This window comes from Streptomyces jeddahensis (genome assembly GCF_001642995.1).
Classification (GTDB): domain Bacteria; phylum Actinomycetota; class Actinomycetes; order Streptomycetales; family Streptomycetaceae; genus Streptomyces; species Streptomyces jeddahensis.
Window position 1 is genome coordinate 50,778 of record NZ_LOHS01000086.1, and the last position, 14,173, is coordinate 64,950.

The window sequence follows — 14,173 nt, forward strand, 5'->3', positions numbered from 1 at the left end:
GAATGCCGTTTCAGCCGTGATATGCCTCACGTCCTGTGTGTCCTGCCATTCTCCGCGGCTCTCGCTTCCTCCTTCATTCGGCTCGCGGGCAAAGGGAGTTGGGGATTGCCGGCGGTCGGCGGATTGCCGGATCTGTCCCCGCTGGACTCGCAATGTGAATTTCCCTGTGAATTAGGCCCTTGTTCCGCCCTGGAGTTCTCGCTTACGTTCACGCCAATCCGGGCGGCCGCGCCGAATCCTGTCGCCGCCACGGAAACCGATCACTCATGTATGGCAGGAGCGGGGAACCCAGGTAAGTCGCCGATCCGGAAACCGGACCGGCTAGGGGTGAAGTCGCATTCACACTGCGGCCGGGCATCTCCAGCCCGAACCCGACAGCTCACCTCGCAGGCGGCGGAGAGGAATTCGTCATGCGTGCAAAGGGAAAGCACCGTCGCCCCAGGACCAATCCGCTTGCTCGAGGCCTCGTCGCCATGGGCGCGGGTGGTGCCGTATTCGCCCTACCCCTGACGGCCGTGACCCATGCCGAAGCGGCACCGGCGGTGCAGTCCGCCGCCGCTGTGGCGGCGCTCTCGCCCACCGCCACCCTGAAGGCCGCCCCGACCACGTACACCGTGGTCCAGGGTGACACCCTGGCCAAGATCGCGCGAGCCTACAACCTGAAGGGTGGCTGGAAGAAGCTGTACGAGGACAACCGGGCAGTCATCGGCAACGACCCGTCGAAGATCCGCGCGGGCCTCAAGCTGACGCTTGGTGAGAAAGTCGCGGCCCAGACGTCGACCACGACCACCACGCAGACGTCCGCCAAGACGTACGCCAACAACCTCGACGGCTGGATCAGGCAGTCGCTCGACGTCATGGCCGCGCATGGAATTCCCGGCACCTACGCCGGAATCCACCGCAACATCATGCGCGAGTCCTCGGGCAATCCGAAGGCCGTCAACAACTGGGACTCAAACGCCGCGAAGGGAACACCCTCCAAGGGCCTCCTCCAGGTGATCGACCCCACGTTCCGCGCCTATCACGTGCCCGGTACGTCGTGGGACATTTTCGACCCGGTCGCCAACATCACTGCCGCGTGCAACTACGCGGCCAAGAGGTATGGGTCGATCGACAACGTCTACGGTCCCTACTGACGTATCCGCCTTCCACCGGAGGTATCCGCTTTCCGGTGGAAGAGCACGGAGGTCACGGAGATCAGGAGATCACGGAGATCACGGATGGATTCCGTGCGGGTCGTCGGTGACGCGCGTCGGTGACGTGCGGAGAAATCCAGGGAAAACGCGCGCACCCATCCCGTTCATGGTCGATCCGAGGGGGTAGCCGGACGGCAGGAAAGCGGCCGACCTGTGATGCGACCACGCTCGGCCCGCCACCGGACCCGCGCCCTGAGCGCTGGGTCCCGGTGGACGGGCCGAGGACGCGGACAAGGAGGGCCACCGTGGAATTCGACGTGATTGTGGAGATCCCGCAGGGATCCCGAAACAAATATGAGATGGATCACTCGGTCGGGCGGATCCGGCTGGACCGGATGCTGTTCACCTCCACGAAATACCCGGCCGATTACGGATACATAGACGGCACTCTCGGCCAGGACGGCGACCCCCTGGACGCTCTGGTCATCACCGGTGACCCGACGTTCCCGGGCTGCGCCATCGAGTGCAGGGCGATCGCGATGTTCGTCATGCGCGACGAGAAGGGCATGGACCAGAAGGTTCTGTGCGTGCCCGCCCACGACCCGCGGTACGCCGCCGTCCAGGACATCGGGGACGTCCCGGAGTTCGACCGGCTGGAGATCACCCACTTCTTCGAGGTGTACAAGGACCTGGAACCCGGCAAATCCGTCGAGGGGTCCCACTGGGAAGGCCGCGACCAGGCCTACGCCGAGATCGAGGCGTCCCGCCTGCGCGCCGTCGAGAGTCAGACCGTCGGACCAGGCTGAGGCCGACCAGGCTGATGCCCGCCGCGGTGCCGCGGTCGCGGCCGGCCCCTGGCACAGGCCCCCGGACACGGTGAGGCCAGGAGGCAACCGTGAAGCTGTCCTTTCTCGAACCGCTGTACGCACGGCCGGGCCCCTATGCATGCGCCTACGTGGACACCTCCCGGGACATCGAAGACCCGGAAACCGCGAACGACCTGCGACGACGTCATGTGCGTGATGACCTGACCGCGCAGGGAGCCGATACCGCCACCGTCGCCGCCGTGGCCGCCGTGATCGGGACCGACAGGGCCGTGTCCGGCCGGCACGGCCAGGCGGTCTTCGCGGCGCACGGGCGGCTCGCTCTGGTGGAGGAGCTGCCCGATCCGCCCGTCCATGACCTGGCCGAGTTCACGTCACTGCCCGATGCCATGCCGCTGGCGGTTCAGCACGCGCCGGACATCCCGTACGCGGCCGCGGTCGTGCACCGCGTCGACCTGAGGGGCGAGACCGGCGTCGAGGAGGAACTGCAGGTCGACATGGAGACGGGCCGGTGGCCCATCAGCAGGGTCGCTCCCGGCACACACTCCCGTCGGCGGATCCCCGTCGCGGACTGGCAGAGAGGCGTCACACAGGTCGTCGACGAGCTGGAGGAACTGGCCGACCGAGGCGGCGCGGACGTGATCGTGGTGTGCGGGGAGGTGTGGGCGCGCGGCGTCCTGCTGCACCGGCTGCCCCGGCGCCTGAGCGAGCGCGTGGTCGTCGCCGAGGGCGTCGCGGGGGAAGACGGCGAAGGCCGGGCGCTGCTGGAGGGCGAACTGGTCGAGCTGTTCCGTGGACGCATGGCGGCGCGGGACCGGGCCCAGGCGGGGACGTTCATGGCGCACCGTGCCCGGTACAGCAGCGCGGCGGAGGGCCTGGCGGCCACCGTCGCCGCGCTGCAGCGAAGCCAGGCGAGGTCGCTTCTGGTCAACGAGGATGCGGAGTTCAGCATGCCGGTGTGGACCGGACCGCAACCGACGCACATCGCACTCTCCCCTGCGGACCTGCGGTCCTTCGGCGTGAGCGCCGTCGAGGAGCAACCGGCTGACGCCGCACTGATCCGGGCAGCCGTCGGTACGGGCGCCGAGCTGGTCGTCGTACCGCCAGAGGAGGAGCCGCGGCTGGCCGACGGAGTCGGGGTGCTGCTGCGGTACTCCGACACCGCCACGACCTGGGTGTCGTAGGTGTCGTAGACCAGGGGCCACGCAGGCGCCCCGGCCACCTGCCGCAGGCAAGCAGCCGGACGCGCCTTGAAGACACCTTGAAGGCGCCCCTTGAAGCTGACGTCACGTCACCTTCTAGCGTGAGCCCTACGTAGCACCCCCGGAGGAGACGGATGGCAGAGCGGGACGAGAGCATGCGGAAGATCGGCGAGCTGGCGCGCGAAACCGGCCTCACCGTACGGACACTGCGCCATTAGCGAGGAACGGCTCCGGCAGACCCTGGAACTTCGGTCCCGCCTGCTCGGGGTGCTCGGCGCGCTCGGCCGGACGGCCGGGACGTCGACGGAACAGCTTCTGCAGGTGATCGAGGAGATGACGACCATGACCCAGCCCCTGAACCGGAGCAGGCCGCCAGGCTGATCGAGGCCCGTAGGACGTGGGCGGCCGGACTCGGCGAGGACGAGCTCGCCGAACTCAACCGGAAGCGTGAGCAGGTGTTTGTCGGTCTCGGCGAGGAGGAGCGGCAGCGGCTGACGGAACAGCGCCGGCAGATGTACCCGCTGACCGCGGGCGGGGCGGACGCGGACAGCTGAGGCCGAGGTCCCGGCGGACGTGGACAGCTGAGGCCGAGGTCCCGGCGGACGTGGACAGCTGAGGCCGAGGTCCCGGCGGACGTGGACAGCTGAGGCCGACTGCCTCAGATGCATCGCGGATCCGCCGGAGTGAGAATGGGCGTAGGCCAAGGCATCAGGAGGCGATCAGGGAGTCGTGGCTGATCGATCGGATGCCGCGGCAGATCGATCGGATCCCGTGGCTGATCGATCGGATGACATGGCATCCCTGCGCGCCTCCGAAGGCCGATCCGCTGCCAAGGAGGCTGTCATGACCAGTGCGCGAGACGTCATGCACACCGGTGCGGACTGTGTGGGCGAGCACGAGACGCTGGACGCCGCGGCACGGCGCATGCGCGACCTCGATGTGGGCGCGCTGCCGATCTGCGGTGACGACGACAAGCTGCACGGCATCATCACCGACCGCGACATCGTGGTGAAGTGCCTGGCCGCCGGAGGTGACCCGACGAGGATGACCGCCGGTGAACTGGCGCAGGGCAAGCCCGTCACGGTGAAGGCGGATGCGGACATCAGGCAGGTGCTGGAGACGATGGAGGAGCACCGGATCCGCCGCGTTCCGATCATCGACGAGAACAAGCGGCTGGTCGGCATGATCAGCGAGGCCGACCTGGCGCGCAACCTGCCGGAGAAGGAGGTGGGCCGGTTCGTCGAGGCCGTTGTGGCACACAGCATCTGACCGCTACGGCAGGGGCCACACTCAAGAGACCTCTCATCGACAGACAAACGCCAGACCTTTCAACACGCCTGCCAGGGCGCGGAAGTCACCGGATTCGCATCGGGGCGGTGCCGCCTCGCAAGCCGGTTCCGCGCCCCGCTTCCGCGCCGCACCCGGCCTTCCCCGCCGCACTCGGCCTTTCGAGAGCCCACCGGTAAATCGGACAGCCGTCGCATGGGTGAAGCAGAAAACGCCGGACGCGTGAGTGGATTGTGAATGGATCACCACATCCGAACGCATTTACAAGAAACGCCAGGCTTCGCCACCCCTTCCGCGCCGTAGAAATATCTACCAGCATGAGCGCGTCGGGCCCGGGTCCATGATCCGAACAGGTTTGTGCCCGGCGGGAGTTGACATCCGACCGATCGTCGGGAGTCGATGCCCGACCGATCGTGCAGAGCATGCCGAGCATGCAGAGCAGATGTTTCATGGAGGAGGGTCATGAGGAATTCGGCCTCGAGGCAGGCCATGGAGTGGCTCGCCGCGGCCGCGAAGGATCCCCGGGCATGCAAACGGGAATGGGAATACGGCGAACACGGGACGGTGGTCCTGGCTTCGGGACGGTTCTGGGACGTACTCAGCGTTCCCGAGGAACTCGGCCTCCTCACGCTGGACACCCTGCTGCGCACCCCGCAGTACGAGCCCGGGCCCACACTCGCGGATTTCGCAGCCCACAGAGTCGGCTTCTTCCTGCCACCGGATCCGGCCTGCCGCTGGATCGGCTCCGGTATCCGCTACGCAGGCAAGGGCTCCTGGGTCGCCGTGCCGCCCCCCTACCGGTCCGGACGGTCCCTGCAGTGGCTCGTCCCGCCGGACGGCAGCGGCGACCTGCATACGCCGGCCGCTCTCGAACTGGCGCTCCGTCAGGCAACGGCCCGGCTGGCCCTCATCGTCAGCCGGGAGGGGGCCGAGCCAGTCGGCCACTCCGAGCATGTCCCGGCTCAGGACCTGCGCGCTCAGGACCTGCGCGCTCAGCGCTGACGCCCTCAGGGGCGGCGTCCTGGGACTCGCGCCCGTAGCGTCGGCGTCCTAGGGGCTCGAGCCCCTCAGCCCGTGCCGGTTTCCCGAGCCGGGCGTTGCAGTACCTTGAGCGGATCTTCTTCAGCTCAACCGGACCGCAGCACCAGCGGATCCGGTATCGCGCAGCATGCGGACGGGCCGTCTGCCTGCCCCACACCGTGCCGAGGCCCGCACCGTATCGCTCCAAGCGCGCATCCCTCACTGACGCACCCGCTCGACGATGTCCGTTCCGTACGCGGGAGTTCGGTCAGTGTTTTCGTTCCACTCCGTGTCGCTGTTGGGCCGAACGGGTGACTGCTTGTAAGAATTGGCCGGTGCAGACGATGAGGACGAGCCCGGACGGGGTGGGGGCATGAACAGCCACGACGTCACCGACGAACAGTGGGAGGGGCTCGCCCAGGTCGTACCGCTGCGGAACCGCGACGAATGGCCGTCCTGGCCGGGGCATCGAGCGCTGCCAGAGGCGGAGACCGAGACGAACCGGCGCTTCGTGGTGCTGCGCGTCAACGTGTTCGGGGACGCCCGGAAGGTCGCGGAGACCCTGATGGCGCAGGTGCCGGTCCTGCTGGACCTGACAGGCGCGGAGACCGAAGTCGCCAAACGCGTCCTGGACTTCGCCAGTGGCGTCGTCTTCGGCCTCGGCAGCGGCATGCACCGTGTCGACCGCAACGTCTTCCTGCTGGCACCGCCCGGGACCGAGGTCCAGGGGCTCGTCGCCGGGGCCGGGACGCACGGCATGTGAGGCCACGGCCCGGCGGCGAGGGCGAACTCGGCCGCCGAGGGCCTGACTCGGCGAGCGCAGCGCGTCGGTGGCGCCGTCGACGCGGCCGTTTCGGGCGCCGGAAGCCGGGCCGTTGACCGGCGTGCCACCCCGGATTACCCCGGACCGGCTGGGACATCGACAGATCCGCACGAACGTCGACAGCGCTGCGGACCTGGTCCCTCGATCGTGGGAAAGCCGGTCCAGCGGAACGATTCGCCTGATTCCGCGCCGCTTACGGTCCCGGACATGACCGTGCTCTCCCGGGGCGCGACCCCGGCGGCGCCCGCGACGCGCCCGGACCGGCCGAGCATCACCGAACTCAGGCTCTCCGCCTTCGCGTCACACCGCCGCGCCGTCTTCCCACTCGGCCCGCTCACCTTCTTCGCCGGGCCCAGCGGCACCGGCAAATCGAGTGCCCTGCGGGCGTACGAGGCACTGGCGCGGCTCGCCGGCGGGGCGGAGCTCAGCGAGGTCTTCCCCGACCCGGTCGCCTGCGTGCCGGAGCGCGCCAGGCCCGACGCCCAGCAGCGGCGCGGATTCCGCCTCGGCTGCACGGTCGACGGCCCGGCCGGTGCCGTACGGCTCGACGTCGCCGTCCAGGCCGAGCCGGAACTGCGTATCGTCGGCGAGCGGTTGACGGCCGGCGGGCTCACGCTGCTCGAGACGGCGCTGCGCGACCCGGGGCGGCGCGCCGTCCAGGCGGCCTGGTACACCGCGGGCACCTCTCCGGTGACCCGCGCCCCGCTGCCCGACGACCGGCTCGGCACGGCGCTGCTGCCGCTCCGCGTGGCGGGCAAGACCGACGGCCAGCGCCATGTGCTCGCTGCTGCCGAGCAGGTGGTGGTCGCGCTGCGCTCCGTCTTCGCCTGCGACCCGCTGCCCTCGGGCATGCGCGGCGCGGTGCCGCTCGACGAGGGGCGGCTGCTGGGCGGCTGCCAGAACCTCGCCGAGGTCCTGTGGCGGACCCGGTCGGAGTGCGGCCAGCGGCACGCGCAGCTGGTTGCGGCGGTACGGGCGGGCTGCGCGGGCGGTCTCACGGACGTACGAGCGGAGCAGCTGGACAGCAGGACGGTGCGCGCGGTGCTCGACCGCGGCGACGGCGTGCGCACCCCCACGGGGCGGCTCGGCGACGGTGAGCTGCGGTTTCTGGCGCTCGCTCTGGTGCTGCTCACCGGACCGGGCGTCCTGGAGGTCGACCCGGTGGCCGAGGTGCCGCAGGCGCTGCAGTGCCTCACCGTGCTTGCCGACGGATTCGACCGCTGCCTGGACGAGCGGCAGGTGCGCGAGCTCGCGAGGCTGGCCCGGCTGACCTGCGAGCGCGGGCACATCCGGCTGGTGGGGGCGGTGCAGAACGCGTCATGGGCCGCTGAGGCGGACGGTGTCACGGTGGTACACCTGGACCGTGAAGGAACTTGATGTGGCGGGGCTGCAGCGCAGGCTGGCCGAGTTCGCGGTCGCCCGTAACTGGCAGCAGTACCACACGCCGAAGAACCTGGCCGCCGCGCTCAGCGTGGAGGCGTCCGAGCTGGTGGAGATCTTCCAGTGGCTGACGCCGGAGGAGTCGGCCGCGGTGATGGACGACCCCGAGTCGGCGCACCGGGTGACGGACGAGGTCGCCGACGTCCTCGCGTATCTGCTCCAGCTGTGCGAGGTGCTGGGGATCGATGCGCTGGCGGCCCTGGACGCCAAGATCGAGCGCAATGAGCGGCGGTTCCCGATCACTTGAAGCCCACGCAGCCCCGCCCGCGCAGCCCCTTGAATGCGCCGGGAGCCGCCCTTTGAGGGGCTCGCGCGCCGCGAAGGACCGTCGTTCGTCACTCTCCGGAGTGGTTGCGTTGTCCACATCCCGTTTTCTGTCCACAGATTCCGGACGACCTCTGGCTTTTCATTTCCTGGCAACTCACTCTGGGTAGTGGACACAGGAGTGCGGGCAGCGCGCGATAGCGCGTGCGGGACAGACGGGGGCGGCGATGGAGGCGGTGCGGCTCATCGAAGCGAACAGGCGTGCCCTGGCGCAGAGCCAAGGGGTGCCGGACATCGTGGTGGAGTCATGGCAGGCACAGGCCCTGGCGCAGGCGATCGGGAGCCGGCTGGCGGTCACGGGGCCGCCGGAGTTACGGGGCGAGGCGCTCGGTCTCAGCGAGGTGGGCGGCAGAGGCTGCGGCGCGCTCGGCGCTCCGGCGCTGGGCGTCGGTGAGATACGGGCGGCGCAGCTGACGGAGATCGGCGACGCGCGCCAGGCGCTGCTCCGCCTCGGCGCCCTGCTGGGCGAGGTCGGCATCGCCCTCGTCGGCATCGCCTGCTCCGCGGACGAGGAGGGGGCGTACTGGCAGTGCATGGAGGCGATCGACGCGGCTGACGAGTGCCGCGACCGGGTGCTGGAGATGCTGCGCAGGCTCGCGGTACGGGAGCAGAGCGTGCCGGAACCGGAGCCGGATTCGGCGGCGGGATAGGGGAGCGAGGCGTGGTCGAGCCGACGGGATAGGGGAGCGAGGGCGTGGTCGAGCCGGCGGGTGGTGATCGGCGACGGCTGGGTGTGCATGACGGCGTTGGGGCGCGGCTGGGAGTGAGGCTGGCGGGACTTGGGGGAGCGTGGACAGCTCAGGGACGACGCGCTGAGGGGACTCAGGGACTAGTGCGCGCTGAGGGGACTCAGGGACGCGTGGCACTCCGGGTGCAGCACCGTGCAGGATGGAGGTATGGATCTTCGCATCTTCACCGAGCCCCAGCAGGGGGCGACCTACGACACTCTTCTCACCGTGGCCAAGGCCACCGAGGACCTCGGGTTCGACGCGTTCTTCCGGTCGGACCACTATCTCCGGATGGGTTCCGTCGACGGGCTGCCGGGCCCCACCGACGCCTGGATCACGCTGGCCGGTCTGGCCCGGGAGACCAAGCGGATCCGGCTCGGCACGCTCATGACGGCGGGCACGTTCCGGTTGCCCGGTGTGCTGGCGATCCAGGTGGCGCAGGTCGACCAGATGTCGGGCGGCCGCGTCGAACTCGGCCTCGGTGCAGGCTGGTTCGAGGAGGAGCACAAGGCGTACGGCATTCCGTTCCCCAAGGAGAAGTTCGCCCGGCTCGAGGAGCAGCTGGCGATCGTCACCGGCCTGTGGGCCACGGAGGTCGGCGGCAGCTTCAGCTATGACGGCACGTACTACCAGCTGACCGACTCGCCTGCGCTGCCGAAGCCGGCGCAGGCCAAGGTGCCGGTGCTGATCGGCGGACACGGCGCGACGCGCACGCCGCGGCTCGCGGCCCAGTACGCCGACGAGTTCAACATGCCGTTCGGCTCGATCGAGGACAGCGAGCGGCAGTTCGGCCGGGTGCGGGCGGCGGCGGAGGCCATCGGCCGCAAGGGCAGCGACCTGGTGTACTCCAATGCGTTGGTCGTGTGCGTCGGGAAAGACGACAGCGAGGTCGCGCGCAGGGCCGCGGCGATCGGGCGGGAGGTGGACGAGCTCAAGGCCAACGGCCTCGCCGGGTCCCCGGCCGAGGTGGTGGACAAGCTCGGGCGGTACGCGGCGATCGGCTCCCAGCGGATCTATCTCCAGGTCCTCGATCTGGACGACCTGGGCCACCTGGAGCTGATCTCGTCGCAGGTGATGTCGCAGCTGTCGTAGCAGCGCACGCCAGTGGGCTGGGCAGGAAATTCCTTGGTCCGCACGGACGAGACGCGACCATACTCGGACATGTGTTCCTGACGATCAATACCACCGGTACCCCGGAGCGCCCCGCGACCGACCTCGGGTTTCTGCTGCACAAGCATCCCGACAACGTGCAGGCGTTCTCCACCTCCTACGGCACCGCGCACGTCCTCTACCCCGAGGCGTCCGTGTGGCGCTGCACGGCGGCGCTGCTGCTGGAGGTGGATCCGGTGGCCCTGGTGCGGCGGGGCAAGGGCAAGGGGCGCGGAGGCGCTCCGGACGCCGCGCTTGCGCAGTATGTGAACGACCGTCCGTATGCCGCGTCGTCGCTGCTCGCCGTGGCGCTGAGCAGGGTGTTCTCCAGCGCGATGAAGGGGCGGTGCGCTGCCCGGCCCGAGCGGGCCGGGCAGCCGCTGCCGCTGCGTATCGAGGTGCCCGCGCTGCCCGCGCGCGGCGGCTCCGAGCTGGTGCGTGCCCTCTTCGAGCCCCTCGGCTGGACGGTCACCGTGGATGCCGTCCCGCTGGACGAGCGGTTTCCGGAGTGGGGTGACTCGCGGTACGTACGCCTCGTCCTCGAAGGGGAGCTGCGGCTGGCCGATGCGCTGCGGCACCTCTATGTCCTGCTGCCGGTGCTCGACGACGCCAAGCACTACTGGGTCGCGTCCGACGAGGTCGACAAGCTGCTGCGGGCCGGTGACGGCTGGCTGGCCGAGCACCCGGAGCAGCGGCTGATCACCAGCCGCTATCTCTCGCGGCGCTGGTCGCTGACCCGGGCGGCGATGGAGCGGCTGGAGTTGGTGCGGCTCGCCGAGACGGACGACAGCGAGGTCGAGGAGATCGACAATGCTGTCGAGGAGATCGACGACGCCGTCGAAGCGTCCGCCGCTGATGCTGTCGACAAGTCCACCGCTGCCTCTGATGACGCAGAGGGCTCGGACAGGCCCGTGCCTCTGGCCGTGCAGCGACGCCAGGCGATCCTCGAGGCGTTGCGCGAGGCCGGGGCGAGCCGGGTGCTCGATCTCGGCTGCGGACAGGGTCAGCTGGTGCAGGAGATGCTCAAGGACAGCCGGTTCAGGGAGATCGTCGGCGTCGACGTGTCGATGCGGGCGCTGACCACAGCCGCGCGGCGGCTGAAGCTGGAGCGGATGGGCGAGCGGCAGGCGGAGCGGGTCACGCTCCTCCAGGGCTCGCTCGCCTACACCGACACCCGGCTCAAGGGGTACGACGCGGCGGTGCTCTGCGAGGTCGTCGAGCACGTCGACCTGGCACGGTTGCCCGCTCTGGAGTACGCGGTCTTCGGCTCCGCACGCCCCGGGACCGTGCTGGTGACGACGCCGAACGCCGAGTACAACGTGCGCTGGGAGACCCTCCCGGCCGGGCACGTCCGCCACGGCGACCACCGCTTCGAGTGGACGCGCGAGGAGTTCCGCGGCTGGGCGGGCCGGGTGGCCGAGCGGCACGGGTACGAGGTGGAGTTCGCGCCCGTCGGCCCGGACGACCCCGAGGTGGGGCCGCCCACGCAGATGGCCACGTTCCGTTTGAAGACCTTGAAGACCTTGAAGAGCTCGAAGACCTTGAAGAGCTCGACGACGTCGGAGACCGGGGCCGAGTCCCCGAAGAACACCGCACGACCGGCCGAGGACACCCCCCAGGACGCGGACGCGAAGGAGGCGAATGCCGCATGACACACCAGAACGAGCAGGGCACCGGCGCCGCCGGCGGGGGCCCGCGCATCCTGGGCGTGACCGACCTGTCCCTCGTGGTCCTCGTCGGAGCCTCCGGGTCGGGCAAGTCCACCTTCGCGCGCAGGCACTTCAGGCCCACCGAGATCATCTCCTCGGACTTCTGCCGGGGCCTGGTCGCCGACGACGAGAACGACCAGAGCGCCAGCAAGGACGCCTTCGACGTCCTGCACTACATCGCGGGCAAGCGGCTCGCGGCCGGCCGGCTCACTGTCGTCGACGCGACGAGCGTGCAGCAGGAGAGCCGTAAGCAGCTGATCCAGCTGGCCCGGCAGTACGACGTGCTGCCGATCGCCATCGTCCTCGACGTGCCCGAGGAGGTGTGCGCCGAGCGGAACGCGGCCCGCGCCGACCGGGCCGGCATGCCGCGTCGCGTCATCCAGCGGCACATCCGCGAACTGCGCCGTTCGCTCAGGCACCTGGAGCGCGAGGGCTTCCGCAAGGTGTACATACTGCGCGGCGTCGAGCAGGTCGAGGCGGCGCAGGTCGTACGGGAGCGGCGCTTCAACGACCTCACGCACCTCACCGGACCGTTCGACGTCATCGGCGATGTCCACGGCTGCAGCTCCGAGCTGGAGGCGCTCCTCGGCAAGCTCGGTTACGTCGACGGCGTCCACCCCGAGGGCCGTACCGCCGTCTTCGTCGGCGACCTCGTGGACCGCGGCCCGGACACACCCGGCGTGCTACGGCGCGTGATGTCCATGACCGCGTCCGGCAACGCCCTGTGCGTGCCCGGAAACCACGAGAACAAGCTCGGGCGTTGGCTGAAGGGCAGAAAGGTCCAGCACACGCACGGTCTGGCGGAGACCATCGAGCAGCTCGAGGGGGAGAGCGAGGAGTTCAGGCAGCAGGTCGCGGAGTTCATCGACGGGCTCGTCAGTCACTATGTGCTCGACGGCGCCCGGCTCGTCGTGAGCCACGCGGGCCTGCCGGAGAAGTACCACGGCCGTACGTCGGGCCGGGTCCGGTCGCACGCGCTGTACGGCGACACGACGGGCGAGACCGACGAGTTCGGGCTGCCCGTGCGCTACCCGTGGGCCGAGGACTACCGCGGCCGCGCCGCAGTGGTCTACGGCCACACACCCGTGCCCACCGCCACCTGGCTCAACAACACGATCTGCCTCGACACCGGCGTGGTGTTCGGCGGCAAGCTCACCGCCCTGCGCTGGCCGGAGCGGGAGCTGGTCGACGTACCGGCCGAGAAGGTCTGGTACGAGCCGGCCAAGCCGCTGGCGACCGAGGCGCCGGGCGGGCACGAGGGACGGCCGCTGGACCTGGCCGACGTGCACGGCCGACGGGTCGTGGAGACCCGGTACGCCGGTCGCGTCTCGGTGCGTGAGGAGAACGCGGCCGCGGCGCTCGAGGTCGTGAGCCGGTTCGCCGTCGACCCGAGGCTGATGCCGTATCTGCCGCCGACGATGGCGCCGACGGCGACCTCGCGCGTCGACGGCTACCTGGAGCATCCGGCGGAGGCCTTCGCGCAGTACGCAGCCGACGGGGTCGGGCGGGTCGTGTGCGAGGAGAAGCACATGGGCTCGCGTGCGGTGGCACTGGTGTGCCGGGACGCGGACGTGGCGCGCGAGCGCTTCGGAGCGACGGCCGCCACGGGTGAGACAGGCGTGACCGGCTCCCTCTACACCCGTACCGGCCGCCCCTTCTTCGACGACGCTGCCGTCACCGAGGAGATCCTCGGGCGGCTGCGCACCGCCGTGACCCAGGCCGGGCTGTGGGAGGAACTGGAGACCGACTGGCTGCTGCTCGACGCCGAGTTGATGCCCTGGTCGCTCAAGGCGTCCGGGCTGCTGCGCACGCAGTACGCGGCCGTGGGCGCCGCCTCCGGCGCCGTCTTCCCCGATGCGCTCGCCGTCCTGGAGGCGGCCGCGGCGCGCGGGGCCGAGGTGGGCGATCTCCTCGCCAGGCAGCGGGAAAGGGCCGCAGACGCCGCCGCGTTCACGGACGCGTACCGGCGCTACTGCTGGAGGACCGACGGTCTGGAGGGCGTGCGCCTGGCGCCGTTCCAGATCCTCGCCGTCCAGGGCCGGAGCCTGGCCGCGCTGCCGCACGACGAGCAGTTGGCGCTGATCGACCGAATGGTCGAGCACGACGGCAGCGGCCTGCTGGGGGCCACCCGCAGGCTCTTCGTGGACACCGGCGACCCGGCGTCCCTCCAGGCGGGCACCGACTGGTGGCTGGAGATGACCGGCCGCGGCGGCGAGGGCATGGTCGTCAAGCCCGTCGAGGCCCTGGTCCGCGACGGGCAGGGCAGGCTGGTGCAGCCGGGCGTCAAGTGCCGCGGCCGCGAGTACCTGCGGATCATCTACGGTCCCGAGTACACGCGCCCCGACAACCTGGAGCGGCTCCGCAGTCGCTTCCTCGGCCACAAGCGCTCCCTCGCGCTGCGCGAGTACGCGCTCGGGCTCGAGGCCCTGGACCGCCTCGCGGCGGGCGAGCCGCTGTGGCGGGTCCACGAGGCGGTGTTCGCGGTGCTCGCCCTGGAGTCGGAGCCGGTGGACCCACGTCTGTGACAGCCC

Annotated in this window: 12 protein-coding genes and 1 riboswitch; all 12 genes read left to right on the top strand. The window is 70.1% G+C overall.

Annotation, left to right across the window (positions count from 1 at the left end; genetic code table 11):
• Positions 1 to 247 precede the first annotated feature (247 nt).
• A riboswitch (cyclic di-AMP (ydaO/yuaA leader) is annotated at positions 248 to 408 on the top strand.
• A 2-nt stretch (positions 409 to 410) separates the two neighbouring features.
• Positions 411 to 1,136 (top strand): LysM peptidoglycan-binding domain-containing protein, encoded by a 726-nt coding sequence (locus STSP_RS18775; RefSeq protein WP_067279273.1) that lies wholly within the window; start codon positions 411 to 413, stop codon positions 1,134 to 1,136.
• 305 nt (positions 1,137 to 1,441) lie between these two features.
• Complete coding sequence (locus STSP_RS18780; RefSeq protein ID WP_067279275.1) at positions 1,442 to 1,942, top strand: inorganic diphosphatase; 501 nt, start codon at positions 1,442 to 1,444, stop codon at positions 1,940 to 1,942.
• Positions 1,943 to 2,031: 89 nt separating this feature from the next.
• On the top strand, positions 2,032 to 3,144 hold the full coding sequence (locus STSP_RS18785) for a baeRF2 domain-containing protein (protein ID WP_067279277.1): 1,113 nt from the start codon (positions 2,032 to 2,034) through the stop codon (positions 3,142 to 3,144).
• Positions 3,145 to 4,005: 861 nt separating this feature from the next.
• Positions 4,006 to 4,431, top strand: a complete 426-nt coding sequence (locus STSP_RS18790) for a CBS domain-containing protein (RefSeq protein ID WP_067279279.1) — start codon at positions 4,006 to 4,008, stop codon at positions 4,429 to 4,431.
• A gap of 480 nt (positions 4,432 to 4,911) precedes the next feature.
• Complete coding sequence (locus STSP_RS18795; protein ID WP_067279281.1) at positions 4,912 to 5,451, top strand: hypothetical protein; 540 nt, start codon at positions 4,912 to 4,914, stop codon at positions 5,449 to 5,451.
• 391 nt (positions 5,452 to 5,842) lie between these two features.
• Positions 5,843 to 6,232 (top strand): cell division protein SepF, encoded by a 390-nt coding sequence (locus STSP_RS18800; RefSeq protein ID WP_067279284.1) that lies wholly within the window; start codon positions 5,843 to 5,845, stop codon positions 6,230 to 6,232.
• 267 nt (positions 6,233 to 6,499) lie between these two features.
• Entirely contained in the window at positions 6,500 to 7,669 is a 1,170-nt protein-coding gene (locus STSP_RS18805; protein ID WP_067279286.1) for an AAA family ATPase, read from the top strand.
• Positions 7,656 to 7,979: a nucleotide pyrophosphohydrolase gene (locus tag STSP_RS18810; RefSeq protein ID WP_107441340.1), complete on the top strand. Its 324-nt coding sequence runs from the start codon at positions 7,656 to 7,658 to the stop codon at positions 7,977 to 7,979. Before STSP_RS18805 ends, STSP_RS18810 begins: the two co-directional genes overlap by 14 nt.
• Before the next feature lie 244 nt (positions 7,980 to 8,223).
• Positions 8,224 to 8,706: a DUF6099 family protein gene (locus STSP_RS18815; RefSeq protein WP_067279292.1), complete on the top strand. Its 483-nt coding sequence runs from the start codon at positions 8,224 to 8,226 to the stop codon at positions 8,704 to 8,706.
• A 246-nt stretch (positions 8,707 to 8,952) separates the two neighbouring features.
• Positions 8,953 to 9,876, top strand: a complete 924-nt coding sequence (locus STSP_RS18820) for an LLM class F420-dependent oxidoreductase (protein WP_067279294.1) — start codon at positions 8,953 to 8,955, stop codon at positions 9,874 to 9,876.
• A gap of 71 nt (positions 9,877 to 9,947) precedes the next feature.
• The gene (locus STSP_RS18825; protein ID WP_078067304.1) at positions 9,948 to 11,585 is read left to right on the top strand and encodes a 3' terminal RNA ribose 2'-O-methyltransferase Hen1; all 1,638 of its coding nucleotides are present in this window, start codon (positions 9,948 to 9,950) and stop codon (positions 11,583 to 11,585) included.
• Complete coding sequence (locus STSP_RS18830) at positions 11,582 to 14,167, top strand: polynucleotide kinase-phosphatase (protein WP_067279297.1); 2,586 nt, start codon at positions 11,582 to 11,584, stop codon at positions 14,165 to 14,167. The genes STSP_RS18825 and STSP_RS18830 overlap by 4 nt, the downstream gene beginning before the upstream one ends.
• Positions 14,168 to 14,173: the final 6 nt, after the last annotated feature.